General features: G+C 39.7%; 19 protein-coding genes. 4 read left to right on the forward strand and 15 right to left on the reverse strand.

Going from position 1 to position 25,072, the window contains the following annotated elements:
• Positions 1 to 7: 7 nt before the first annotated feature.
• The 4 genes from I6F53_RS09230 to I6F53_RS09245 form a co-directional block, all read right to left on the reverse strand.
• Entirely contained in the window at positions 8 to 751 is a 744-nt protein-coding gene (locus I6F53_RS09230; protein WP_166112547.1) for a SapC family protein, read from the reverse strand.
• Positions 752 to 928: 177 nt separating this feature from the next.
• Positions 929 to 3,958 (reverse strand): TonB-dependent receptor, encoded by a 3,030-nt coding sequence (locus I6F53_RS09235; RefSeq protein WP_197239319.1) that lies wholly within the window; start codon positions 3,956 to 3,958, stop codon positions 929 to 931.
• 387 nt (positions 3,959 to 4,345) lie between these two features.
• Positions 4,346 to 5,413, reverse strand: coding sequence for a glycoside hydrolase family 43 protein (locus I6F53_RS09240; protein ID WP_197239321.1), 1,068 nt, complete (start codon positions 5,411 to 5,413; stop codon positions 4,346 to 4,348).
• A gap of 62 nt (positions 5,414 to 5,475) precedes the next feature.
• A complete protein-coding gene (locus I6F53_RS09245; protein WP_007585185.1) occupies positions 5,476 to 6,831 on the reverse strand; it encodes an MFS transporter in 1,356 nt (451 codons plus the stop codon).
• 364 nt (positions 6,832 to 7,195) lie between these two features.
• Between I6F53_RS09245 and I6F53_RS09250 the strand changes: the two genes are divergently transcribed.
• Positions 7,196 to 7,924 carry an NUDIX hydrolase gene (locus I6F53_RS09250; RefSeq protein WP_166419481.1) on the forward strand — a complete coding sequence of 243 codons (729 nt, stop codon included), beginning with the start codon at positions 7,196 to 7,198 and terminating at the stop codon, positions 7,922 to 7,924.
• Between the two features lie 99 nt (positions 7,925 to 8,023).
• On the opposite strand, the gene I6F53_RS09255 is transcribed toward I6F53_RS09250, so the two are convergent.
• On the reverse strand, positions 8,024 to 8,785 hold the full coding sequence (locus I6F53_RS09255; protein WP_197239323.1) for a 2-keto-4-pentenoate hydratase: 762 nt from the start codon (positions 8,783 to 8,785) through the stop codon (positions 8,024 to 8,026).
• 189 nt (positions 8,786 to 8,974) lie between these two features.
• Between I6F53_RS09255 and I6F53_RS09260 the strand changes: the two genes are divergently transcribed.
• The 3 genes from I6F53_RS09260 to I6F53_RS09270 all read left to right on the forward strand — a co-directional run bounded on the left by I6F53_RS09260 (position 8,975) and on the right by I6F53_RS09270 (position 13,519).
• Entirely contained in the window at positions 8,975 to 11,806 is a 2,832-nt protein-coding gene (locus I6F53_RS09260; RefSeq protein WP_197239326.1) for a TonB-dependent receptor, read from the forward strand.
• 172 nt (positions 11,807 to 11,978) lie between these two features.
• Entirely contained in the window at positions 11,979 to 12,716 is a 738-nt protein-coding gene (locus I6F53_RS09265) for a FadR/GntR family transcriptional regulator (RefSeq protein ID WP_149605834.1), read from the forward strand.
• A gap of 68 nt (positions 12,717 to 12,784) precedes the next feature.
• The gene (locus tag I6F53_RS09270) at positions 12,785 to 13,519 is read left to right on the forward strand and encodes a FadR/GntR family transcriptional regulator (protein WP_165739260.1); all 735 of its coding nucleotides are present in this window, start codon (positions 12,785 to 12,787) and stop codon (positions 13,517 to 13,519) included.
• A gap of 102 nt (positions 13,520 to 13,621) precedes the next feature.
• Here I6F53_RS09270 and I6F53_RS09275 read toward each other — a convergent pair whose 3' ends face one another.
• From I6F53_RS09275 to I6F53_RS09320, 10 genes are all read right to left on the reverse strand, one after another.
• Positions 13,622 to 14,242, reverse strand: a complete 621-nt coding sequence (locus I6F53_RS09275) for a 2-dehydro-3-deoxy-6-phosphogalactonate aldolase (RefSeq protein ID WP_197239327.1) — start codon at positions 14,240 to 14,242, stop codon at positions 13,622 to 13,624.
• Positions 14,233 to 15,240 (reverse strand): 2-dehydro-3-deoxygalactonokinase, encoded by a 1,008-nt coding sequence (locus tag I6F53_RS09280; RefSeq protein WP_197239328.1) that lies wholly within the window; start codon positions 15,238 to 15,240, stop codon positions 14,233 to 14,235. The genes I6F53_RS09275 and I6F53_RS09280 overlap by 10 nt, the downstream gene beginning before the upstream one ends.
• 18 nt (positions 15,241 to 15,258) lie before the next feature.
• On the reverse strand, positions 15,259 to 16,422 hold the full coding sequence (locus I6F53_RS09285; protein WP_024594150.1) for a mandelate racemase/muconate lactonizing enzyme family protein: 1,164 nt from the start codon (positions 16,420 to 16,422) through the stop codon (positions 15,259 to 15,261).
• Between the two features lie 10 nt (positions 16,423 to 16,432).
• Complete coding sequence (locus I6F53_RS09290; protein WP_197239331.1) at positions 16,433 to 17,860, reverse strand: NAD-dependent succinate-semialdehyde dehydrogenase; 1,428 nt, start codon at positions 17,858 to 17,860, stop codon at positions 16,433 to 16,435.
• Positions 17,861 to 17,983: 123 nt separating this feature from the next.
• Positions 17,984 to 18,967 (reverse strand): hypothetical protein, encoded by a 984-nt coding sequence (locus tag I6F53_RS09295; protein WP_197239334.1) that lies wholly within the window; start codon positions 18,965 to 18,967, stop codon positions 17,984 to 17,986.
• 1 nt (position 18,968) lies between these two features.
• Positions 18,969 to 19,748, reverse strand: coding sequence for an SDR family NAD(P)-dependent oxidoreductase (locus I6F53_RS09300; protein WP_024594147.1), 780 nt, complete (start codon positions 19,746 to 19,748; stop codon positions 18,969 to 18,971).
• Between the two features lie 11 nt (positions 19,749 to 19,759).
• On the reverse strand, positions 19,760 to 21,331 hold the full coding sequence (locus I6F53_RS09305) for a sugar porter family MFS transporter (protein ID WP_197175037.1): 1,572 nt from the start codon (positions 21,329 to 21,331) through the stop codon (positions 19,760 to 19,762).
• A gap of 201 nt (positions 21,332 to 21,532) precedes the next feature.
• Positions 21,533 to 22,408 carry an SMP-30/gluconolactonase/LRE family protein gene (locus I6F53_RS09310; protein WP_197239336.1) on the reverse strand — a complete coding sequence of 292 codons (876 nt, stop codon included), beginning with the start codon at positions 22,406 to 22,408 and terminating at the stop codon, positions 21,533 to 21,535.
• A gap of 17 nt (positions 22,409 to 22,425) precedes the next feature.
• Positions 22,426 to 23,589, reverse strand: a complete 1,164-nt coding sequence (locus I6F53_RS09315) for a mandelate racemase/muconate lactonizing enzyme family protein (RefSeq protein WP_055255562.1) — start codon at positions 23,587 to 23,589, stop codon at positions 22,426 to 22,428.
• 19 nt (positions 23,590 to 23,608) lie between these two features.
• Positions 23,609 to 25,030, reverse strand: a complete 1,422-nt coding sequence (locus I6F53_RS09320; protein ID WP_197239338.1) for a sulfatase — start codon at positions 25,028 to 25,030, stop codon at positions 23,609 to 23,611.
• Positions 25,031 to 25,072: the final 42 nt, after the last annotated feature.

Genomic DNA, 25,072 nt, shown 5'->3' on the forward strand with positions numbered 1-25,072 from the left:
TAAGTACTTACACAGCGTGCTTTTGTAGCATAAGTTGCTCGTTTTTAAGCGCCACTAAATCACGCACATGTACTTGCGATGCAATGATCATGTATATACACGCTAAATATCCTTGCGAATGCAGCTGTGTAATTGCATCGCTACTTAGCTGGTTAAGCGACTCTTCGTTTATGGTATAAAAACCAAGTAAGTTATGTTTAAGCCCGTTTACTAAATCAAGCTCTAGCGATACCGATTCAAGCAAACCATGTTTAATTAAGGTTTTAATAAAGGGCTGGTTTTGTTGTAGGCCGTGATGAAGGCTGTCGAGCACGTTTATTATATTTTCGAGGTAATCACTATTCCCGCCGTGTTCTAAAAATAAGTTAATACCCTGCTTTGTTGACACTTTTGGCGAGTCTAAATCAATACTAAGCATGCGCTCTTGCGTTGCTACACCGTTTTGCATTGTATTTTGAGTCGCAATAGCAAAAGGCAGTCGCTGCATGCTGAGCGGAATGTAGTGTGCTTGCCATTGTTGGTTTACTAAAAATAAGTTTTCGTCTTTGTTTATGCCGTATAAACACACCGGCGAAAATGTATTTGTTGTATCGTCTTTGGTAAAAAATATTGGGTAATGTGCTTGAGCGACTCTAAATTCACTCACAAATGTTTCGCTGTACCAAACCCCGTCACCTAGGTGTGTGCTGCGTGCAGGGTTTATTTTTAAATGCTGATGTTCAACATTATTTAATAATGCATGATTGGCCATGGATTGTGTGCTCCAATTGTTGTTGTGTGCCTTTACCTATTGCTACACATTAAATGTAACTAATAAGTTAAATTCACATTGACTATAACAGCTGGATATTATTATTACTAGGTTAATTTAGGCAAATAAAAAAGCCGCAAAATGCGGCTTTTATAAGGTTGCTACAAAGGTAATTTATTAAAAATTATAACGAACACCTAAACCGTAACGAGAGCCTGTTTGAGTGATGTTATAAATCAACTGTTGCTTACGCCCGTACGATGTTACGTACTCGTCGGTAATGTTTATACCTTCAATAAATACAGTAAGCCCCTCTACTGCTGGTACTTCGTAACTTACGTTAAAGTCTATTTGGTAATACTCATCGGTGTAAATTGGTGCGGTTAAATCGCCATTTACACGACGTTCATTTAAAAACGAGTCGCGCCAGTTATACGCAATACGTGCTTGTAAGCCTTCTTTATCGTAAAAGAACACCACGTTTGCAGTATCACTTAACCCTACGAGTGCTTCTGTATCCTCTAGCGAATCGTTGTCGTATTCAAGACCCGAGTCAACCATGGTGTAGTTGAAAATACCGCCAAAGCCTGACTCACCAAATAAGTGCTGAATATTAAATTCAAAGCCATCAATGGTGTATTCTTGGTCGCCATTTACAGGCACGTTTATTCTAAAGTTAATTGGATCATCTGAGTCTGGGTCACCAACAATTGTGCCGCCGTCTAACTCACCATCTTCATCAAATTTAGGTTGCACATTTGGATCATCAGCAAAGTTTTCAAATATGTAATTTCTGATGTCTTCGTTAGATGCATTACCACCTAGAGCACTTGATGCAGCTCTAAATTTTTCACCATTTAATGGATCCGCTAAGTTAAATATATTTGAGTCGATAGTGCCTGTAGTTATCCAGTTTGTTACGTCTTTTTTAAAGTAACCAAACGAAATATAGCTTCCTTCGCCGTAATACCATTCACTTGATAAGTCGTAGTTAATTGATTCAAGCGGTTTAAGTCCTGGATTACCAGACCCACCCGAATAACCACTTAAACTACCGCCGGTATTAATAGTTGTGCCGCCTTGCAGCTGACCATAACCCGCTCTTGAAATAGTTTTGCTCGCCGCTGCGCGGATCATTACATCTTCAACTACTTCAATATTAAAATTAATATTTGGCAGGAACTGGCTGTAATCTGCCGATTGGCTTAGCGTTTCAATACCGGTAACACCCGTTACTGATGTGGCTGTATCTTCGTTCCATTCTACGCGGCTGTAGCCGGGTGCGGTTGCTTTAGAATATACGTCTGTTTTTTCGTAGCGTAAGCCAACTTGTAGATCGAAGAACATGCCGCTCAATTCGCCTTTGTAATTTACTTGTGCAAAAGCAGACTGCGTTTTTTCTTCAGTAAAGCGGTTTGTTGCTGCATCCCAATCGGTTGAGGCACAAAATTGTCCTTCGCCATTTGGACCTGCCGCTGCGCCAGCCGCTGCTTTACAATCACCGTAAAGGTTATCTACGTTGGCAACAGGGTCAGCAAACTCGGCAGCATTTACAATCGCATCAAAGTCGGCAAAAAAGATTGTATTAAATAAATCGTATTCGCCTTGTGTTGCAGTGCCTTCAAAGTTACCCGCTTTAGCTTGAAACTTATCTAAAATAGTATCTTGGCGCCAATCGATATCAGCAAAGTCGCCCTCAACACCAACTCCACCCCAATCTGGGCGCTGTACTTGCGTATGACGATAATGGTTATTTACTTTATTAACCGCAACGCCAAAATCAATACTTAAACTGTCGTCAAAGAAGTACTTACCTGAGATTTGTGTTTGATCGATTTCTGAATCGTATTTGTCGTTTGCAAACCAGCTACCCGATAAACGCATGGTTTCTGGCGTGAAATTTTCAATGTTACCAATAGCAATACCTGGTAAGTCACCGGTTAAATCAAGCCCTGAGCGCGAACGTGTGTACGACGGTAACTGAATATTATTACGTGTACCGTGGCGTGGATCAGTTGCTTTCATTGATGCTTTTGAACTGTGGTGATCAAATTCTAGGTTAAGCTGATCCGATACCGCCCATTCTAGGTTAAAGCCTAATGAATCTGTTTTTTCTTCGCGACCCCAAGAACCTACCGTAAGCGACGTATCGCGGTAGTCGGCATCACTTTGAATGTCATAAATTTCTGAGTAAATAAGTGGATACGCGTTAGGCTCGCCCGCCCAAACAGATTCACTTCTGTCGCCAGCGTAGTTAAACCATACTGAAGCATCAGTGTGCTGCTCTTCAACGGTTGTTTTAAAGCCCGTGTAATCAAGGGTTGCTGTAATATTTTCAACAGGTTGATATTGAAATACCAACTGACCATTTACACGTTCACGTTGACGCTCTTCAAACACATAACGTGGTTGTTGCGGGTTTGAGTAAATGCCTGATGTAGGTCTGTTTGTTCCGCCTTCAGCGCCTGCAGGTACGCCGCCCCATCCTGTATTTGTGTAATCAGATGCTCTGTAGCCTTGATCTTGAATAAACTGTTGCATACCGCTTTCACGGTCTTGGTAGCTACCTGAAATCGAAATACCAAACTTGTCATCCCCAAATGTTTGCGAATATAAACCGCTTACCTCTGGTGTAATGCTACCCTCGTCGGTAGATTGATCGTCTACAGCTTTAACGCCAAACGATGCTTTTATACCTGGGCTATTTAAGGGTCTGTTGGTTGTTAAGTTTATAGTTGCACCAATGCCACCTGAAGTAACACTTGCGTCTGATGTTTTATAAACTTGCACGCCCGATACGCTTTCAGATGCGACATTTGCAAAATCAAATGTACGGTCACCTGTTGTATTTGGAAGTTGGCGGCCATTAATTGTAATTAAGTTATTAGCAGGTCCAAATCCACGTACTGTTACGCGGCTACCTTCACCGCCCGCTCTATCTATTGATACGCCGGTAATACGTTGTAGTGATTCAGCAAGATTGGTATCAGGAAATTTCCCCATATCCTCAGCCGAAATTGCATCGACAATACCAGAAGAATCGCGTTTAACATCCATAGAGCGCTGCAATGAACCTCTAATGCCTGTTACTTGTATTATTTCTACATCTTCATCGGCAACGGTTTCTGCAGCGTAGCTTTGGTGAGGAAGCGTAACGGTACCCATTGCAGCGAGTATGGCTGTTGAAATTATCTTTTTCTTAAACATCATGATGCCTTTTTCTTATTAAATTATTATTGACGTACTGCAAGACTTTAAGAATTACTCGAAACATAATTGTAAACTATTTGTTTCATTTTACGGTCAATAAATAATTATTGTGTGTGTATGTTTTAAACGTTTTACAAAGACCACAACCAGTTTTAAACATGTGCTACTTAACTAAAAAACATTAAATATCATCAAGTTTATGCTAATTCTTTGTGCTAATTTTTTACTTTAAAATATTTTCATTTTGTCATATGTCCTCAGCTTCCTCTTAAATCGACCATTAACAAAATAAATTAATGGTCATATTGACTATATCTTTTTTATGCAAATGAAAGGCGTTGCAGTGCTCACGCAGATAATTTGCATTGTTTATAACTATTTTTATTAAGCGTGTTCATATGGGCTTATTGTTTGAATTTTTCCGTTTGAGTCGTGTTCGAGCTTAGCCATTTTCATACTGCGTAAATGGGTTTGCCCGCCCGACAACGTACTGTCGTGATAAAATAAAAACCAACCATCATTGTGCTTAACAATTGAGTGGTGCGTGGTCCAACCAAGTACTGGGTTTAAAATAACGCCCTGATAGGTAAATGGTCCGTATGGGTTATCGCCCGTAGCGTATACAATTTTGTGTGTATCGCCCGTTGAGTACGAAAAGTAATAAACACCGTTGTGTTTGTGTACCCAAGGGCCTTCAAAAAAGCGGCGGTTATTATCGCACACTGTAATTGGCGAGCCGCTCTCATCTAATACAACAACCTCTTTTACGTCTTCGCTTAGGCTGATCATATCTTCAGATAATTTTGCAACACGCGCAGGGATTGCAGGTTCACCATTTTTGGGATACGTGTTTTGTTCATTAAATTCGCTCGTTTGCCAATTTTGTAATTGGCCACCCCACAAGCCACCAAAATACAAATAATGGCTTGAGTCGTCATCTTCAAATACAGCTGGGTCGATACTAAACGTCCCTTGAATGTAATCATCTTCTGCTTTGAATGGACCTGTTGGGCTGTCACTTTTTGCAACGCCAATTCTAAAAATACCTTGCTGATCGCGCGCCGGAAAATAAAGGTAATACTGACCAAGTTTATGCGCTGCATCGGGTGCCCACATTTGCTTGCTTGCCCATTTTACGTCATCTACACAAAGTGCTACGCCATGATCTATGGCTTTGCCTGAGTTTTCGTCCAGCGAAAACACATGGTAGTCGCGCATTGCAAAGTGGTCGCCGTTATCATTAATTTCATTTTTTGATTCAATGTCGTGCGACGGATAAATATACACTTTGCCGTTAAACACATGCGCAGACGGATCGGCGGTATACATGTGATCAACTAACACATTATGATTTTGTATTAACGAGTTAGCTCGTTGTAAGTCTTTTAACTGTTTAAGTTCAGCGTCACTTAATCCATTAGATGGGGGTGCTGCTTGTGCTGTATTTTGCATTTTTACTCCTAGTATTGCCTGCCCACTTTGCACTTTTAAAAGGTGCAAAGTGGACTGCTAAATTAGTTTATGGTTTTGTTATCAGCCAGCTGCGTTTGAATGCGCTTTACCTCAGGCTCGGTAAGTTTGTAACGTGTTATAAAAATTAAACATGCCACGGTACAAATTACTGGAATACCAGCAAAGGCGAGTAAAATGCCTGATAACGTGTGTTCTGATTGTTCTTGATTAGGCACGTATGCATAGCCAGATAATATCCACCCTGCAATAGCACCGCCAATTGCAAAGCCTAGTTTTATTGCCAATAAATGACCCGAAAACGTAACGGCGGTTAATCTGCGACCAATTTTTAATGCCCCGTAGTCAACCGTATCTGCCACCATCGAAAACATAATTGGGGTAATTATCATGTGGGCAAAGTTAGCAATAAAGTAGACGATAAAAATGGTGACTATGGCATCACTCTCAAGTACGTAAAACATGCTATGAGAAATAATTACGACAACTAAAGCGACTATAAATAGTGTTTTCTTTTCAATAAATTTGGTTAAAAAGTTAGTAGACACAGCGCCTAGTACTGAGCCAATTGCTGAGAGTGTTAAAAAGTTAGAAGTAAGTGAGGCTTCTCCTACGTAGTACTTAATATAATGCGGTGCTACAGAGGCTCTAACGCCAATTAATATTAATGTTGCTAGACTTATAACGGCTATTACAACCCATTGATCGTTTTTAAATAAGCTTAAAAACTCAAGAAAGGCATTCTTTTTACTTTGCGCGGGTTTAACTTGTTTGGTTTCTTTGGTCATTTTAAAACACAGTAAAAAACAAGCCGCGGCAAGTCCACCTAAAAACACCATGGCTAGCGGGTAACCTACTACATCGTCGCCGTCACCAAAAAAAGCAACCAGTTTAGGCAGTGCCCATACAATTACAAGCAGTGCAGCCATTGCCATTGCAAAGCGGTATGACTGAAGCGATGCACGCTCTTTAGGGTCGTTTGTCATTACTGCGCCAAGTGCGCCGTACGGTATATTAATGGCGGTATAACACGTCATTAATAGCCCGTAAGTAAAGTAGGCATATATAAGCTTGCCCGTAGAATCAAAATCTGGGGTTATAAATGCTAAGCAAGCAAACACACCGTAAGGCACGGCTAAAAATAATATATATGGGCGGTAAGAGCCCCAACGGCTGCGCGTTCTATCGGCAATACTGCCCATTATTGGGTCAGTAATACCATCAAATAAACGAACCGCTAATAATAAGGTACCCGCAGCGGCTGCAGATAAACCGTAAACATCGGTGTAAAATATCAACATAAAGTTAGCGACCATTTGAAATACAATATTACTGGCTGTATCACCAAGGCCGTACCCTATTTTTTCTTTAATTGTGAGTGTGTGTTTTGTGTTGTTCATGTGTGCTCAATTTTCAATGCAAATCGATATAGTCAAAAATACTATATGCATTTTTAGCGGATGTAAACATTTATGTTACATTTTTAATCAGTCGGTAATTTATTTAATACATGACGCTAATTAAGCGTTAAATTTACTAACATAAAAAGGTATTATTCGTTCAATAAAAAACCAATACCAAGCCAAAGTCGAATATCGGCGTTAACGCGTAAAAACAGGTACAGTGTATAAAGTGATTAATTAAATAGATGTGATTGTTTTAGATAGGATTTATAAATGTTTTTTATTTGCGCTTTAAGCGCCTTTTATATACTCTTAATAGTCTTTATAACAATATGTATGTATAGCATTGGCTGAGTAATTTATGCACCATAAAACATCAAATATTTCTAACAATATTGACGAAGAATCGATTCCTGATGACTGCATTAGTAATCTAACCGTAGATAATATTGTATTTGCTATTCATGAAGGTAAGTTAAAAGTGCTGCTGGTTAAATATAATCGCGGTCTTGCAACAAGCCAATGGGGTTTAATTGGTCATTGGGTTCGAAAAGACGAAAACTTAGACCTTGCAGCTCTGCGTGTTGTTAAAAGTACCACCGGTGTTGAAAACCTGTACTTAGATCAGTTAGGTGCATTTGGTAACGTAGACCGCTACCCCGCTAGGCGTATTATAACTATTGTTTACTACTCGCTCGTACGCTTTGAAGAAACCAATCTTGTGAGTGGCGATAACGCTGTAGAGTGTGAATGGTTTGATGTAAATAACGTCCCTAGTTTAATGTTTGACCACGCCGACATTTTAAAAAGTGGCCTTGATTACTTACGTTATAAAGTAAGGCACGAGCCTATCGGTTTTAGCTTACTCCCAGAAAAATTTACCCTGCTTGAGCTACAAGGAATTTACGAGTCGATTTTAAATAAGTCACTCGATAAGCCTAACTTCAGACGTAAGTTTCAAAAAATGAACTTACTAATAAACTGCAAAGAAAAACAAACCAACGTAGCCCACCGAGCTGCTACTTTGTACCGTTTTGATATAAACGTATATGAAAAATTAAGAGAGTTTGGTTTTACATTTGAGTTTTAAATAATTTAATTTTTGTATACCGTAAAACCAAAATACACGTGTAGGTTAGCTGTACAACGTAATTTAAAAGCGTTTGCTAACCTACAGAACCTCAGTGTATCAACATGAAAATTCGACTGTAATCTCTCCTAAATCTTCGTACTTTATTGATGTTTTTTTATTTATATCTAATTGCATTAGACCGTTATAAGAGCCGGTAATAAAAATATGGCCTGCTTTTAATTCAAACCCATTTGCCGTTAAAAAGTTAATAGCCCAATATAAAGGAAGTTGCGGCAAACCTGCAGGATGCTTCCCTGCATAGCTTTGTAAATCTTCGCCCTGTTTAACATCAATATTTATATCACTGCTCTCATGTGCTTTTTTAACGTCTACTTTAGGGCCTAAATATACACCTTGATTAGATAATCCATCGGCCAATTTTTCATAGTGTGTTGCTTGATAACCCTCTGGAAATCTGTTCTGAATAAGCTCCAACGCTAAATGGGCGCTACCAATGGCATTATCTATTTCCTCATTTTTATATTCTTCATAGCTTGCTAGGTCTTTGTTTAGCACAAATGCAATTTCTGGCTCAATGAGCGCTTTATTATTTTTTGTAAAAAGAGCACAACGTTCCATAGATTTAACCGGTGCATGCAAAAGCGGCGCGAGAGTAATCGTGCCATCACCTGATGGAAGCATACATTTCCAACCATACACTTTTTGGTTATTTAGCTTAATCATCAACTTCTGAACTGCTAAAACCTCGTCTATAGAATTAAGCGTTATATCTGATGATAAGTCAGGTATCGCAATGCCTTGCTCTCTTTTATTTAGTAAATGCTTAGCGATATGTTCAAGCAAGATTGAGTTATCCACTGTAGTTCCTTTTTTTGCTATTGAAAGTAATTTGCATAGCAATAATAACAGTGTTCTTGACAATTAAACATATGATGTTTAGATTTGTCGAACGTTATTCTTTTGCGAATTTACTTCTTGTTAAGTGAGGAAACTCTCAAAGGTTGAACTTTATCTGACGACACGACACACAAATATATGGAGATCACTATGCGTTCAAAGAAAAAAATTGCACTCGGTGTTTTAGCCGCTCTCTCAAGCTGTTCATTTGCTCAAGCTGCTACAAACGATAAAGTAAAAGACGATACTGAAGTCATTGTTGTAACGGGTGTTCGTTCAAGTCTCGAGGCCGCATCATCTCTAAAACGTTACAGCGATAGTGTTCAAGATAGTATTGTTGCTGAGGATATTGGTAAGTTTCCCGATCAAAATGTGGCTGAGTCTTTACAACGTGTTCCTGGTGTTTCAATTAACCGTGTAAATGGTGAGGGATCAAAAATAACCGTCCGTGGTTTTGGTCCAGAATTTAACGTTGTGACATTAAACGGGCGCACATTAGCCACCTCTGAAATTGGTCGCTCGTTTGATTTTCAAGTATTAGCAGCAGAGCTAATATCGGGTGCTGATGTAGTCAAGTCTCCTACCGCTAAAACGCCTGAAGGGAGTATTGGTGCTTATGTTAATGTTAAAACAGCACGCCCTTTAGATAACCCCGGATTGCATGTGTTGGGCTCTATAAATGCTAAATACAGTGAGCTTTCTGGCGAGACGAGTCCTGAATACTCTGCGTTATTTAGCAATACGTTTGCTGATGAAACATTTGGTTTTAATATTGCCCTTTCACAACAAAAAAGTGATAACCGATACGATTCAATGGGTACAACCCGTTGGTTATTACTCAATAATGAGCCGGGTGTTATTGAAGGCGACATTCATAATTTAGATGGCAATGTGGTTACACCAACTATGCTTCGCCATGCCGGGCGAATTGAATATGCATTAGGGCAAGAGCATCGCGAACGTACTGGCATTAATACCAGTTTTCAGTGGGCACCAGATTCAAGCTTTACCAATACCTTTGATTACATGTATACGGATCTCTCAGTAGAAACTCAAACTCAAGGTTTGCAAGCCGGTTTACAGTATCCTAATTGGCGAAATGTGGTTGTATCTGACAATGGTACTATTTTATCAGGCACTAAGTTTTCGGGTAAAACACTGGGCGGAACCGGTGAAAATGTTGATTTTAGAATTGATGGTTTATTTCAAGAGCTGGAGTCAAAATCAAAAACACAGGCATTTGGATTTAATTCTGTAAAAGAATTTGATGTATTAACGCTTGAGTTTGATATAAGCCATTCAACATCAAAATCAACGCCGCGGAGCGACTTATTAGTTCCTAATTATATTTCACCAGAGCGAAACGACAGTTTAAATTTTGATTTTAGAAACACTGATACCGTTAATTTAGACACAACCATTGATTATGCTTCGCCGACAAGCGTGAGAGCACATTGGAATCAAGTTTCACATTACGAATTAGAAGACACGATTACGGAGCTGCAAACAAAAGGGAAATACCTACTCGATTTAGAGTTCGCTGAAAGCCTAACCTTAGATTCAATCGATTTTGGTATTGCGTATTCAGATCGCGAAAAAGTAAGAGATCGCTTTGAAACATTCCATGAAGATAACTGTGGTTTAGTGGCACCGAATGCCGATATTTGTGGCGAACTTAGAGATATGCCTGATGACATATTTTCAGCAAGTCCCTATTCAGATTTTTTAAGTAGTGAGCCGGGTAATTTTCCGCGTGACTTTTTGTTTGCTGATATAAATAAATACCATAGCGCTATTCGTGATATGACCAAAAATCCAAATTGGCCAAACGAGCAATATAACGAAATCGCATCATCAAGCGTCACCGAAGAGAAAATAAGTGCTTATTCGCAGTTTAATCTCAGCGGCTTAATTGGTGATTACGATTGGCGCGGTAATGTGGGAGTCCGTTATGTAAAAACGGATACAAGCTCAAGTGGTTACGGAAAAAGGCGCCTAGCTTATACGGGCGAGCTTGATAATGGCCAACCTTTATTAGTTGTTGATTACACAGACTCAGGAAGCCTTAAAGCCAAAAACAGTTACACTAACTGGCTACCTAGCGCTAATTTTAGTATTAATTTAAGTGATAACTTATTGGTAAGAGCCGCAGCGGCTAAAGTTATGTCGCGCCCTGCCATTGACGACATTGGCGTACAAACAACGTATACCGATATGCAAGCAGGTAGCTTTTCTCAAACAGGTGGCAATCCTTATTTAGCACCTTATAAAGCTAATCAATACGATTTATCTTTTGAATATTATAGTGATAGCGGCGATTCTTACGCGGTTAACTTTTTCAAAAAGGATATATCTAGCACAATTGCACAAATAACTTATCTAGATAATACGCCTGATATTTGGGATGGGTCGCAATATGTTGATTCATCAGTAAGTATTGATGGATACGGCAATGTAAACGAAACTATTAATACTAAACAAAACCAATCAGGCGGCTCAATTACTGGAGTAGAACTTGCTGTACAACATAATATGGATTATTTACCGAGCTTTTTAAATGGCTTAGGTGTGCAAGCAAACTATACATGGGCTGATACTACAAATAAAAACACACAAAAAATAGAGCTTCCAGGTGTCACCGACCCAGGTGATAAATTAGAGGGATTTGCCGAAAACTCTTATAACATTGTTGCCTACTACGACAAAAATGCATTTCAAGCGCGTTTAGCCTACAACTGGCGAGATGACTTTTTAAGTAGCCGAGCAGGTATACGCAGTGGTGGATTACCAGAGCATACTGCGGCTTATGGTCAGCTCGACTTTAGTATGTCTTATGCGGTTAACGATAACTTTACGCTAACAGGCGAAGCAATAAATATAACTGATGAACGTACCTATCAATATGCCGATGTAAAAGAGCGCGTTATTAATACCCAATATACTGGTCCGCGTTACCGTATAGGTATACGCGCTAAGTTTTAACGCTTTATTGAAATAACCCAAATTGCTATAAAGATCGCTCATCAGCGATCTTTATTATATTCCCACTATGTCACTTTTAAACATATAAGCAGCGATTAAAATTAGTTACCACTCCCCCTATTTTGTGCACATTACATTGACCAGTCAAACATAATATGTTTATATTAAAGATATGAGCGAACTTATATATTACGACCTAAAACAAACATCAGGAATGGCAGCAAGCCTTTCTGTTCAAGTGGCTAAAGAAATTGGCAGACGCATTGTGTCTGGATCATTTGAAGCCGGCAGTTTAATTGATGATGAAGATGCACTCGCTAAACGCTACCAAGTAAGCCGCGTAGTAGTACGCGACGCGGTAAAAATCTTAGTAAGCAAAGGCCTACTTGATGTACGCAGAGGTATTGGTACGCGTGTACTACCTCGTGATAGATGGAATATGCTAGACGATGACGTATTAGCATGGCATTTATCAGCACCACCTAATCGTAAATTTTTAGAGCAATTAATGGACGTGCGCCTAGCCTTTGAGCCAAAAGCAGCACGTTGGGCAGCTGAACGTGCGCGCCCTGAGGATTTAATTGAAATTGCAGCCGCATGCGAGCGCATGGCTAAAACAGATAACAGCGCAGAAGATTTTATTATTGCTGATTCTTTATTTCATAAGGCCATTATAAAAGCAGCGCAAAATAGCTTTTTAGCTTCTATGGAAGGCGTTATTTATTCTGCACTTTTAGTTAGTATTAAAGTAACAAATAAAGACCCGCGCGATAACGGTGCATCTATTCCGTTTCATCGTGAAGTGTACGAAGCCATTGCTGCAAAAGATGGCGATAAAGCCGAATTCCTCACCGAAAAACTCCTAAAAGATGCCAGCTTTCGTCTTTCTGCGACAGTAAATAACAAATAGCCATTGTTTATTGTCGCAAATTCATATAAATAGTACGTATAAATAAATAATACGGACACTAAGATACTATGAGCGAATTAACATACTACGATCTAAGACGCAGCAGTGCCATGTCACCTAGCTTACCGGTACAGGTAGCTAAAGAATTAGGCCGTAGAATTGTTGCTGGCACATATACTCCTGGCACACTGATTGATGATGAAAACCGTTTAGCTGAACGTTTTCAAGTAAGTCGAGTTGTTGTTCGTGATGCAGTAAAAATTCTTGTTGGTAAAGGGCTTTTAGATGTACGCAGAGGCATTGGCACTCGCGTAAAAACCCGTGATAACTGGGCGTTGCTTGACGATGATGTTCTTGCGTGGCATTTAAGCGCACCACTTAATCCTGAGTTTTTAACTCAATTAATGGAATTTCGTTTAGCATTTGAGCCCAAAGCAGCCAGTGTTGCAGCGCTTCGCGCAGAGCCTGAAGATATTAAAGCCATTGAAGATGCATTAAATGAAATGCAAAGCTCGGTAAGCGATTTAGATAAGTTTGTTATTGCTGATGCGCATTTTCATGGCGCTATTTTACGCGCTTCTCATAATGAGCTATTTATTTCGATGGAATGCGTTATTTTTTCAGCGTTGCTTGTGAGTATTAAAGTAACAAACCAAAGTGCACAAAGTAATCATGCTTCTATTCCGTTTCACCGAGAAGTATTTGATGCTATTGCCACCGGTAATAGCGAAAAAGCACAAGCCCTTACAGAAAAGCTTTTAGCTGATGCTAAATCAAATTTAGCTAAGTTAATGGATATTTAATTTATTTTAAATAGCACCGCTAACTCATCATTTATTGTGAGAGGAATGATGAGTAGCGATGCAAGCACAACAACGTTTTATCGCAATTTTATTAAAAATTAATTAAAGATAATATTCAGCATAATTTTTAGCATTAGTCGTAAATTCTTCTAAACCCATTCCGGCTTTATACAAGCCGCTTCCTAAACCAAAACCAGTTGCCCCTGCATTAACAAATTCGTCCTGATTTTGAGGCGATACACCGCCCACAGGGTAAATATCAATACTAGAAAGCACCGTTGTAATTGCTTTTAAGCCTTTTGGGCCAGCTGTATCTGCTGGAAATAACTTAAGCGCGTCGGCACCAGCATGCAGTGCAGCAAAACCTTCAGTGGGTGTATAAAACCCTGGTACGCTGTACAATCCTTTTAATTTACTATAACGGATCACCTCTACATCGCTATGCGGCGATATAATAATACGCCCACCCGCTTCAATCACCTGATCAACTTCCTCTTTAGTAACAACCGTGCCCGCGCCAATAATGGCTATATCTGCGTATTTATCACTTAATAACTTAATACTTTTTAATGCCTCAGGAGAATTAAGTGGCACCTCAATAACGCGGTAACCAATATCAATAAGTACTTTTGCATAATCAAGCACTTCATTTGGTGTAATACCGCGTAAAATAGCAATCAGTGGTAGTTGCTTCATAGCATGAGTTAACGTAATTAATGACATAATTGAGTTTCCTTTTTAGTTAAAAGACCGGCCTGTACAGCTAGTGTAAACATGCCTTTAGTAGATGCCGTAGCACTGTTTAAAATAGAAGAAGTGAAGCCGAGTTCTTTTAATGCTTCACAATAGAGAGTGTTTAAACTTGAGTTACCAATTAAATAAACATGCTTAATGTCGTTTAGCTTACTTTTAATACCCGCAAGCTCAGCGCCAATAAGTAAACCAGATAAGTAACTAGGTACGTTTTGCAGCGTTAATTGTTTATCTAGCTTTAAAGTACGCGCACTAAATAATGCACTTAATAAACTGCTCTGAACTTGACTAACACCAACGCCTTTTAAAAAACTTGGCATATCTGTTGGTGTTTTATCTAGTGACTCTAGCCCTTCACCTAAAATGCTTTGTTTAGTCAATAAATCAAACATTTCGCCGGTCATAAACGTACTAAGACTTGTAATAACGGTTTTTTGGTCAGTATCTTTTGCAACTTGAACCCACTTAGAGTGAGTACCGGGTAGGCAAAACATAGTCTCACTTAAGGTTTGATTACTTAGCTCACCCGCTGTTTGCTCTACATCTAATACAGCGCCAAATACTTGTACTTCTTCACCGCGCATTACATCGCATACATTATTTTCCATAACGTATTTAACACCCGGCACAATACTAATTTGTAAGCCGGCTTTATTATTTGCTTTACAAAGCTTTACACTCATACTGTCGAGATTAGCTGGCGCATTTACATAGCCTGTATCTTGCCAACCTATAGCACCGCCTACCATACCCGCCATAATAATCGGCATTTTATGCTTTGATAACCAGCCTGATATATAACTAAGTAATACGGTTTCTAAACAGTCATTTTTAATACAAAGTACGCCCTGCTCACCATTAACAGTATCTAAAATGCTGCCTTTGCCATCGACTAAGAAAGCTCTAAAGTTAGAGCTTCCCCAATCAACCACAATTAATGCTGGTAAGTTGCTTTTGTTATCGCTCATAAGCCTTGCCCTTATTTATTAAATTGATACTTCATAATGTTTAATAAAATCAAGGTCGGGCTCAATACCAAGGCCTGGACCTTGTGGTAGCGCAACAGTTCCGTTGTTATTTTTAACTTGCTCGTTAATATTTAGAGACTCTTGCAATAACTGCTCTCTAAATAAGTTTGGCGTTGTATCGTACTCAAGCATTGGTTGTACTGGGTGTGCAGCACCTGGTAAATCAGGTAACGCAGCTAATAAATGTAGATTAGTACCTACCGCAATAGCCGAGCCCCATACATGGTTTATAACAGGCACAAAATGCGCGTGTGCCATAGCTAATACTTTTTGATATTCGGTAATACCACCGAGCGCACACACTTCTGGCTGGAGTAAATCAACGCAGCGGTTTTTAATTAAGTCTCTAAAGCCCCAGCGAGTAAATTCTGCTTCGCCACCGGCAATGCTCATATCAAGTGCTTCACATAAATCGCGATAGCCTTGATGATCCTCTGGTGCAACCGGTTCTTCAAACCAGTACACGCCTAAATTTTGCAGCTCTCGACCTAGCGGAATAGCTTCGCGCGCTGTATATGCATGGTTAGCGTCAACCATTAGGCGCATATCGCGGCCAATACCTTTACGCACAGCTTCAACAAGCTTTATATCGCGGTCTGGCGAAAGGCCTATTTTCATTTTCATGGCCGTAAAGCCCATTTCTTTAATGCGTTGGCTTTCTTCGGTAAAGCGCTCTTCCAGGTTTGGAAATTTTTGTAGCATCATGCCGTAACCATAAGCTGGAATGCGGTCTCTAAAAGCCCCCCCTAGTAACTTATAAACGGGTTGATCTAAAAATTTACCTGCAATGTCCCACAGAGCAATATCTACACCAGATAAAGACTGAATAGGCATGCCTTTTTGGCCATGATCGCGCAGTAAGTTATAAACTTTATGCCAAATCACTTCTCTGTCGAGTGGATCCATGCCCAAAATCATGGGTTGAATTACATGCTCAACAATTGTTTTATTGGCAAACGCAACGCCGCCACCGCCAAAACATTCGCCCCAACCTGTAATACCTATATCGGTACGAACTTCAACTAAATGTGCGGTACGTTTAGCGTAATACTGCTGCGAATAACCAAGTTCTTCTTCTAGGTCGTACTGTAAAACGTGGCTAATAATTTGTGTGATTTTCATAGTCTGTTCCTTAAATCTTTAACGCGCGAGAAACACGTTTATATGCAAGGTAGTCATCTAAAGCTAACAACGAACAATCAACACCCACGCCCGATTGCTTAATACCAAAATGAGGTAAATTAATGCTGTATTTAATGCCGTTAACCTGTACTTCGCCAAAGCGTAAATGTTTTGCAAAGTAAGAAATAGTCTCTTCGTTACTACTAAAAATAAATGAACTTAAACCAGCGTCCGTGTCATTTGCATCGCTAAGTACCTGTTCGTTATCACTAAACGTAATAATACTAATAACAGGGCCAAATATTTCGTCTTTGTATAGATTCATGCTCGAATCTACACTTGTAAGTACGGTTGGTTCGTAAAAATACCCATTAACGCCTGTAGGTTTTTTACCACCTAATTGTAATTTAGCGCCTTTTTGCTGTGCATCTTTAACTAGTTCATCAATACGTTGCCATGAGCTAGCATCCATAACAGGGCCCATATCAATGGCCTCGTTTTTATCAAAACCAACTTTTACTACTTTTGCACGAGTAAGTACTTTTTCAATAAATTCATCAGCAACGCTTTCGTGTACAAATACACGATTTGGGGTAACACAAATTTGCCCTGCGTTGGCAAACTTAACGCCACAAATCACATCGGCTGCGTTATCTAAATTCGCATCGCTACATACAATGGCAGGTGCATTACCACCAAGCTCCATTGAATAACGCTTGATTGACGTAGCACCTGTTGCAATTACATGCTTACCCACATTAGTAGAACCAATTAAAGTAAGTACAGAGGGAATAGTTGACGCTGAAATGGCATCGCCTACGGTGCTATCAGTGCCCGAAAGTATGTTAACCACACCTGCTGGCAAGCCGATTTGTTCACATAATTCGCCTACAGCATAAGCAGACAAAGGCGTTTTGCTTGACGGTTTTACTACAAGCGGACAACCCGCAGCCATTGCAGGCCCTAATTTATAAGCCAAATTTAATAATGGAAAATTCCATGCTAAAAATGCAGCCGCTACACCAACAGGCTCACGCGAAAGAACGTGGCTGTGCGTACCTTCATTATCTTTTAATTCTTCATCGGCGATATTAACAATGGCATCAGCGTAAAAATTAAGGCTATCAACTAACATTTGAAAGTCGTCAGCGGTTGACTGCCATGGTTTAGCCATTTCTAAATGTACGCATTCACGTAAGTGTTGCTCGTTTGCAATTACTGCATCACGCAGTTTAAGCATCCATTGAGCACGCTCTGTTGCAGGCGTTGTTGACCAACTTGAAAATGCTTCTTGCGCAGACTCTAAGGCCATGTTTGCTTCATTAATACCTGCAGCCGAAATTTCGCCTACAACTTCGAGTGTTGCAGGATTAATAATTTCGGTCGTTGCGTCACTCGTTATTAATTTTCCACCAATATACAGTTGTTTAGAAAGCATTCTGTCGCTCCATTATTATCTACAACACCCTAAGGGCTAAATGACTAAAGTAAGACACACAGGCCTTAATACATAATAACTATTTAAACATATGATGTTTGATTGAGCAAACACAAAATACATTTAGTTAACAAAAAAACTCATATGCCAAGATTTATGAGCATTGCCTTTAATTAACCCTTCCTCTTCACTCGCCATGGCTTTGTGTAAAGAATCGCTATTGCCTATACAAGGTTCTATCCCAAGTACAAAAGGGGGTAGCTGCTCATTGGCAGACCAACCATTGTAATTAAACCAAAGCCCTAAGTGACTTATGTTTGTTGATGAAAATTCAAACCCGCAGCTTTGCTGAGCTTTATCATCAACCAGTTTTACAATTATATTTTGATCTTTATGAGTGTCCGTATTTAAGTGTTTGCTAAAAACCTTACTTGCAAAACCACTGTTATAGGGCATAACTTTATTTAGCGGCGGGACTTTAGTTAAGCACTCACTCCAATTAATAAAGGCACTATTAGCGTTATAAAAACGACTCAGCCCTTCATCAACTTTAAACTCCACATGTTTGTTATTTATTAAAATACGCATCTCTGGTTTTATGGCAAAAATAGGATGCGCTGACCAAACAAAAGGGAGATTGTGAGTTGTGTTATTTTTTACGTGGTAATCAACAAGCAGCCGCTTACTGTGTTTTTTTAAGGTAAACGTTCTTATAAATGTAAAAGTAGAGTCAAAAACCTCAGCTTGTAAGCTAAGTATTATTTCTTCATCGCTAATATGGGTATTAGTTATTTGCCATGCTTGGCACCACAATTCACCATGATCGTGTGAAAAATGCGTTTTATTGGGGATATGTTCGTACAGCTGAGGAGAAATACCCGGAAAACATTCATCCCAACCACCGTTATCATGCTCAGAGAAATCATTGTTTTTTGCAGGTTTTAAAGTGATTTGTTTATCGTGAGCAAGCCACTCTCTATTGTGTTTTAAGCTTACAATAGAGATGACTTTTGCACCCAACTGAGGAATGACTGTAACAGCAAGCTCACTATTTTTTAGCAAAATAGCCTCAAAACCATGAGCCTTACAGTGTGTTAAGTTAAGCACTTTAATCGTGATAAATTACAGAGCGGCCACCATCAATGATTAAGCTTTGCCCGGTCATAAAACTCGAATCTGAACTGGCTAAAAACACGGCTGGGTAAGCGATTTCTTCAGTTGTTCCATTTCGTTTTAGAGGATGTACATCGCCCATTGCTTTGCGTGAAGCTTGCGGATCGTCTGTTTGCTCCCATGACTTAAACGCCATAGGTGTTTCTATCATGCCTGGGCACAATGCGTTTACTCGTATGTTGTGCTTTGCGTATTCAACGGCCAAGTTTTTAGTTAGCCCTATAACCGCATGCTTAGTTACCGCATACGGAAAATACCCAGGTACAATTTTATAAGAATGCACAGAACCTACATTTATAATGCTGCCACGGCCTAACTCTTTCATATGCTCAAGTACGGCTACAGCACACTGCCACATACCTTCAACATTAACCGCAAAGCTATCACGCCACATTTGTGGAGTAACGTCATCTACGTTTCGCCCAGGGCTAATTAAAGCCGCGTTATTAACTAAAATACTGGGCTTGCCGAGCTCATTAACTACTTTTTCAACCATGTTTTTTATAGCCGTTTCGTCGCTAATATCGGTATGAGCAAAAATAGCATCAAACCCTTTGCTTTTTAGCTCTGCTACAACACTTTCACCCATTTCTTTATTTATATCAGCAACACACACTTTAGCGCCTTGCTCACAAAATACGCGTGCTACTGTTTTTCCAATTCCATCGGCTGCGCCAGTGACAATAGCAACTTCGTTTAATAATCGTGATGACATAGTTATATTCCTTATTTATTGAGCCCAGGGACCAAATCGCGTTCAATGGCCTCAATAGACTTGCCCTTAGTTTCGGGAAGTATGAATGCCATAACAATGCAGCCTACAATAGCGACGCCTCCGTAATATAAAAACGTATTTGCTGCGCCCATGTTCTCTAATTGCCAAGGGAAAAACTGCTGAATACTCCAGCTAGAAATACTCTGTACTAAGGCGGCAAAGGGTAACGCAACACTGCGTACTCGGCTTGAAAATATCTCCGAGAATATCACCCACATTATTGGCCCTATCGACATATTAAAGGCGGCTAAAAATGCGAATAATCCAAATAAAACATACGCAGGACTAATATTTATAGAAGCATTAATAATTGCACCGGTAACAACTGGTAGCTCTTTTTTACTGTAAATAGTGGCTAAATCTGCTTTTAGCGCAACATCAGTGCTGTATATTTTATTTTCGAAAACGTGCAGCTTTGTAATATCTACTTTTTGCTCTGCAACTTTGGTTATTGCTTCACTGTTGAGTGAGTAGGTGGCATTTTCAAAACCATACCAAATTGATACATGCGCAACAGCAATAAGCAGCAAACCGGTAATTGTTAATGTTCTTCTGCCGAGTTTTTCAACAAAGAATATGGCGACCAATGTAAATAATACAGATACCGCACCAAGTACTATTGTTTGTAAAAAAGAGTTTTCGACGCTCATACCTATTTGCTCAAACACGGTAGGAGCATAAAACAGTACGGCGTTCATGCCGGTTGCGCCCTGCACTACTGCGTAACATACAGCAAGTAACACAACAAAACGCATAGGCTTACTAAACAATACTTTAAGTTGCTCTAGTGCACTGTTTTTTGAATCTTCTTGAATGGTTGCTTTAATATCATTAAGTACTATTTCGGTATCGGCGTTATTGATCCCCATACCTTTGAATACAGCGCGTGCTTCTTCATCACGTTTTTTGCTCATTAACCAGCGCGGCGATTCAGGAATCGTCATTAATAACGAAAACCAAATAATATTAGGCACAATTTCAAAGCCAAGCATATAACGCCAAATATTGGCTTCATTTAACCATTCAATTGAGCCCATGTTTTTAACAAAAAAGTAATTAACAACAAACGCAAATAAACTACCTAACGTTATAAGCAACTGATTAACTGATACAAATTGGCCGCGTTTATTAGCGGGTGCAATTTCACCAATATACATGGCTGAGACGGTTATGGAGGCAAATGCGACCCCTCCTATAAAGCGTCCAACAACCAGCATGGGGTAACTTACCGCAAAAGCAGAAATAACCGTAGAGAGTGAATATGTTAAAGCAATGCCAATAAGTACCTTTTTACGACCAAATTTTTGGCATAAAGTACCTGTAAAAAATAATGCGATGATTACGCCAACAATGGCGCAACCCACTACATTACCTGTTTGTAAACTGGTTAGCTCAAACTGCGAACTAACATAGCGTAACGCCCCCGATATATTGGCCGCGTCTAGGCCAAATACAAATCCGCCAAATGCTGCAATGAGGGAGTACTTAATTGCTTTTGTTGATTGTGTGTGTGTGTCTTTCAATGTATTACCCTTAGTTTTATTTTTATACTTTTACTGTGTTGGTAATGAGTGCTCTACAACATATAAAAGAATAACATTGATAGAATTAGTAAAAACAATATAAACATATGATGTTTATATGTGCAATGTGTTTTTCCTCTCACATCTAATTAATGTAAGAGGAAAAAACACAAAATTAATATTTAAAGTGAATACGTAAAATTAAAAGCCGTCTATTTTAACGCAAGGCTCAAACACGCCTTTTACCGCATTTTTAAATGCAAGCGTAGCGCCGTGAGGTATAGCATTAAATGGGGTATCTTCTAGGCCACATTGTGCTGACGTTACGTAAAGTGTTGTACCATCGTCGCCAAACGCTGGGCAGGTAGGGCGAGGTGTTTGAGTCGCTAAGCTTTGAATTACCTTAGCTTCGGGCGATATGCAATCTACACGTGCGCCATCCCAAAGTGCAATCCACATGTTGCCTTCGCTATCAATTACAGCGCCATCAGGTGATACAGCTGAGCTTGAATAGTCAAAAAACAACACACTTTCTCCTATTGGCGAACCCGTAAGTGAGTCGACGTCAAATCGGTAAATTTTTTGCGTTTTTGAATCTGCGTAATAAGCTCTAGCACGCGACTTATCAAAACAAATACCATTGGGTATGGTTAAATCACTAACAACTTGAGTAAGTACGCCGTTGTGAAAACGATATATTGCCCCTTCGTTTTCGTGAGCATCGCCGTGCATTGTGCTTATCCAAAACCCACCCCACGGATCGGCACGCCCATCGTTACTGCGGTTGTCAGGTTTATCTGCTTCAACGCTGCACAAAAAAGTTTGCTTATGCGTGCTGGTATTATAGGTATTTAGGCCTTTATCACTTGCTAATAATAGGGTTTCATTGTTTACCCAAGCCAGAGCGGTAACCATATCATCTAAGCGTTGCTCAACTTTATGGTCGCCTTTTTTGCTGTGCAAAATGTGGTTTGGAAAATCAACCCAATAAAGCGTTTGTGTGATCGGGTGCCACAAAGGCCCCTCGCCTACAAAATTTAGTGTACTGTCAAAAACAGTCGCTGTAAGTGTATTCATTTAATTCTCTAAACAAGTTACCAGTTAGTATGTGAACCATCACGCTTTGATAAATGCGGTGCTTCGGTTTCTACAGGGGTTGCCAATCTAAACGCGGCTTCATTCACTTCAACACCTAAACCAGGTACTTCAGGAATAGTAAATTTATTGCCTGTTAACACATGCTGCTTAGGAAAAAGAAGTGGATCATGGGCGCCAAACTCACTAAACGGGCCTTGGTGCGTTTCCATTAAGCCTAAATTTGGTAGCGCTGCTGCAAAGTGATTTGTGGCTGCTGTACACACAGGGCCAAGCGGGTTATGTGGCATAACATCGATATAATGTGCCTCAGCCCAACCAGCCACTTTCATCGCCTCCGTTAAGCCACCAATATTACACACATCTACACGTAAATATTGAGTAAGCCCCTGCTCTATATAAGGCTTAGCTGCCCATTTAGAACTAAACTCTTCACCAATCGCAAAAGGAATATGCGTTAAAGTACGCAGCGTTTTATACGCATCAGGAGATTCATGACGAATCGGTTCTTCAATAAAATCGAGTGTATCGGGCTTTAAACGTTGGCAAAACGAAGCTGCCTCAGCCACGCTTAATCTGTGATGGTAATCAATACCAAGTGTAATATCAGGCCCAAGTACTTTACGCAGCTCGTTTAAGCAGCGAGCTGTGCGCGTTATAGATTCTTGTGGTTCAAAAAACACAGGGTCGTCAAAACGACTCGGTATCACTCTTATTGTTGTCCAACCTAGCGCTATAAGTGCTTTTGCTTCTTTAACTAAATCGTCAAATTTATCAGGATCGGCCTCTGTATAACAACACGCAAAACACGCTATATGCTCGCGTTGTTTGCCCCCTAACAACTGATAAACAGGCACTTGTAGTGACTTACCTAAAATATCATAAAGGGCAATATCAATCGCTGAAATAGCAGCCGTAATTACACGGCCCCCTTCAAAATAATGGCTGCGGTATAGCTCTTGCCAAATACGGCCAATTTTACGCGGATCTTGCCCTTTCAAAAATCCAGCAAAGTGATGTATCGCGCCAATAACTGCTTGCTCTCGATTTGATAAGCCCGATTCGCCCCAGCCAACTATGCCACATTCGGTTACTACTTTTACTAATAGCTGATTACGTTTCCCTACGCAGCCTAAAAGCGCTTCAACAGATTCTATTTTCATTATTATTACCTATGCGTTATTAAGGTTGAGTTGCTGGTAAACGGTATTTATCCATGCGGTCTATATCGTATTTTTCGTATTTTCTTTTTAATAACCAGCGCGGACGCTCTAACGTTAATTCCCATTCAAACAATGATTTAAACATAGTTTTAACACGTTCAGGATTTTTTGCTGCTAAATCTGTTTGTTCACTAATGTCTGTGCTTAGGTCGTATAGCTCTGCAGGTCTGTCTGGGTAACGAATAAGTTTCCAATCGTTATCGCGTATTACAGCTCTGTTTTCTTTTTTCCAGTACATCACTTTATGTGGGCGTGCTGTGTTTTTACCTTGAATATAAGGGAGTAAATCAACGCCATCAATATCGCTACCTAACGCCTTACCTTGTGCGGCACTGTAAAAAGTAGGCAGTAAATCTAGTGTGCTTACTGGGTAGTCGTAAGTCGAACCTGGTTTAATATATTTTGGCCAACTAATTAAGAATGGTACACGAATGCCCCCTTCTAACTGGTTTGATTTAGTCCCTGCAAGTGGTGCATTATTTGAGGCGTTTTTATCAGATGGGCCACCGTTGTCGTTTGAAAAAACCACAATAGTATTGTCATCTAAGCCTAGCTCTTTAAGTTTATCAAGTACATAACCACTGGCTCTGTCTAACCCTAGGGTCATTGCAGCAAGCTCTTTACGTTTACCCGTTAAGTTTGGAAACTTAGCTAAATCTTTAGGATCTGATTCAAGCGGAGTGTGTACCGCGTTAAAAGCTAGGTAGATAAAAAAGGGTTCATCTTTGTTTTGTTCAATGTATTTAGCGGCTTCTTTACCTAACTCGTCGGTTAAGTACTCTTTTGGCTCTTCGTAATTACCAAAGTCGCGTTCTAATTTTTTATCAAAAAAATGTTTGTTTCCATTTTTCATTTCTTGTTCTGAATAGTTAAAGTAGCTTCTGTCGCCACCTCTAAACCCTAAAAAAGTATCAAAACCACGTTTTAAAGGATGAAACCTGTCGGCGTCACCTAAATGCCACTTACCAAATACTGCTGTTTTATAGCCCTGCTCTTTAAGATAATCGCCCATTGTTTTTTGATCTAATGGCAAGCCCATATCTGCACCTTTAAGTGCTGAGTTATCGCTCATAAAACCTGGTACGTTAATTTCTTCGTAACCAAAACGTTGCTGGTACTTACCCGTCATTAAACCTGCACGTGAAGGACCGCAAGTCGAATCACTTACGTAACCTTGAGTAAAACGAACACCGCTTTGGGCAAGTTTATCTAAATTAGGTGTTTTAAGCTGCGTACTACCTTGAAAGCCAAAATCACCAAAACCTGCGTCATCAGCAAAAATTAAAACAATATTAGGTTTTTCTGTTTGTGCTTTTGCCATTGCATTAGCACTAACGCAAAAGCCTAAACATACAGAAAGAAGAACAAGTAGCTTATTCATCACAGTTTCCTATTTAATATAATAGTTAAGCACATAGCTAAA

It is taken from the genome of Pseudoalteromonas sp. SWN29, from assembly GCF_015864465.1.
Lineage (GTDB): Bacteria > Pseudomonadota > Gammaproteobacteria > Enterobacterales > Alteromonadaceae > Pseudoalteromonas.

Excerpts from the sequence above, each read along its gene's own strand:
- I6F53_RS09230 (WP_166112547.1), bottom strand. The coding sequence starts at position 751 with ATGGCCAATCATGCATTATTAAATAATGTTGAACATCAGCATTTAAAA.
- I6F53_RS09235 (WP_197239319.1), bottom strand. The coding sequence starts at position 3,958 with ATGTTTAAGAAAAAGATAATTTCAACAGCCATACTCGCTGCAATGGGT.
- I6F53_RS09240 (WP_197239321.1), bottom strand. The coding sequence starts at position 5,413 with ATGCAAAATACAGCACAAGCAGCACCCCCATCTAATGGATTAAGTGAC.
- I6F53_RS09245 (WP_007585185.1), bottom strand. The coding sequence starts at position 6,831 with ATGAACAACACAAAACACACACTCACAATTAAAGAAAAAATAGGGTAC.
- I6F53_RS09250 (WP_166419481.1), top strand. The coding sequence starts at position 7,196 with ATGCACCATAAAACATCAAATATTTCTAACAATATTGACGAAGAATCG.
- I6F53_RS09260 (WP_197239326.1), top strand. The coding sequence starts at position 8,975 with ATGCGTTCAAAGAAAAAAATTGCACTCGGTGTTTTAGCCGCTCTCTCA.
- I6F53_RS09265 (WP_149605834.1), top strand. The coding sequence starts at position 11,979 with ATGAGCGAACTTATATATTACGACCTAAAACAAACATCAGGAATGGCA.
- I6F53_RS09270 (WP_165739260.1), top strand. The coding sequence starts at position 12,785 with ATGAGCGAATTAACATACTACGATCTAAGACGCAGCAGTGCCATGTCA.
- I6F53_RS09275 (WP_197239327.1), bottom strand. The coding sequence starts at position 14,242 with ATGTCATTAATTACGTTAACTCATGCTATGAAGCAACTACCACTGATT.
- I6F53_RS09280 (WP_197239328.1), bottom strand. The coding sequence starts at position 15,240 with ATGAGCGATAACAAAAGCAACTTACCAGCATTAATTGTGGTTGATTGG.
- I6F53_RS09285 (WP_024594150.1), bottom strand. The coding sequence starts at position 16,422 with ATGAAAATCACACAAATTATTAGCCACGTTTTACAGTACGACCTAGAA.
- I6F53_RS09290 (WP_197239331.1), bottom strand. The coding sequence starts at position 17,860 with ATGCTTTCTAAACAACTGTATATTGGTGGAAAATTAATAACGAGTGAC.
- I6F53_RS09300 (WP_024594147.1), bottom strand. The coding sequence starts at position 19,748 with ATGTCATCACGATTATTAAACGAAGTTGCTATTGTCACTGGCGCAGCC.
- I6F53_RS09310 (WP_197239336.1), bottom strand. The coding sequence starts at position 22,408 with ATGAATACACTTACAGCGACTGTTTTTGACAGTACACTAAATTTTGTA.
- I6F53_RS09315 (WP_055255562.1), bottom strand. The coding sequence starts at position 23,589 with ATGAAAATAGAATCTGTTGAAGCGCTTTTAGGCTGCGTAGGGAAACGT.
- I6F53_RS09320 (WP_197239338.1), bottom strand. The coding sequence starts at position 25,030 with ATGAATAAGCTACTTGTTCTTCTTTCTGTATGTTTAGGCTTTTGCGTT.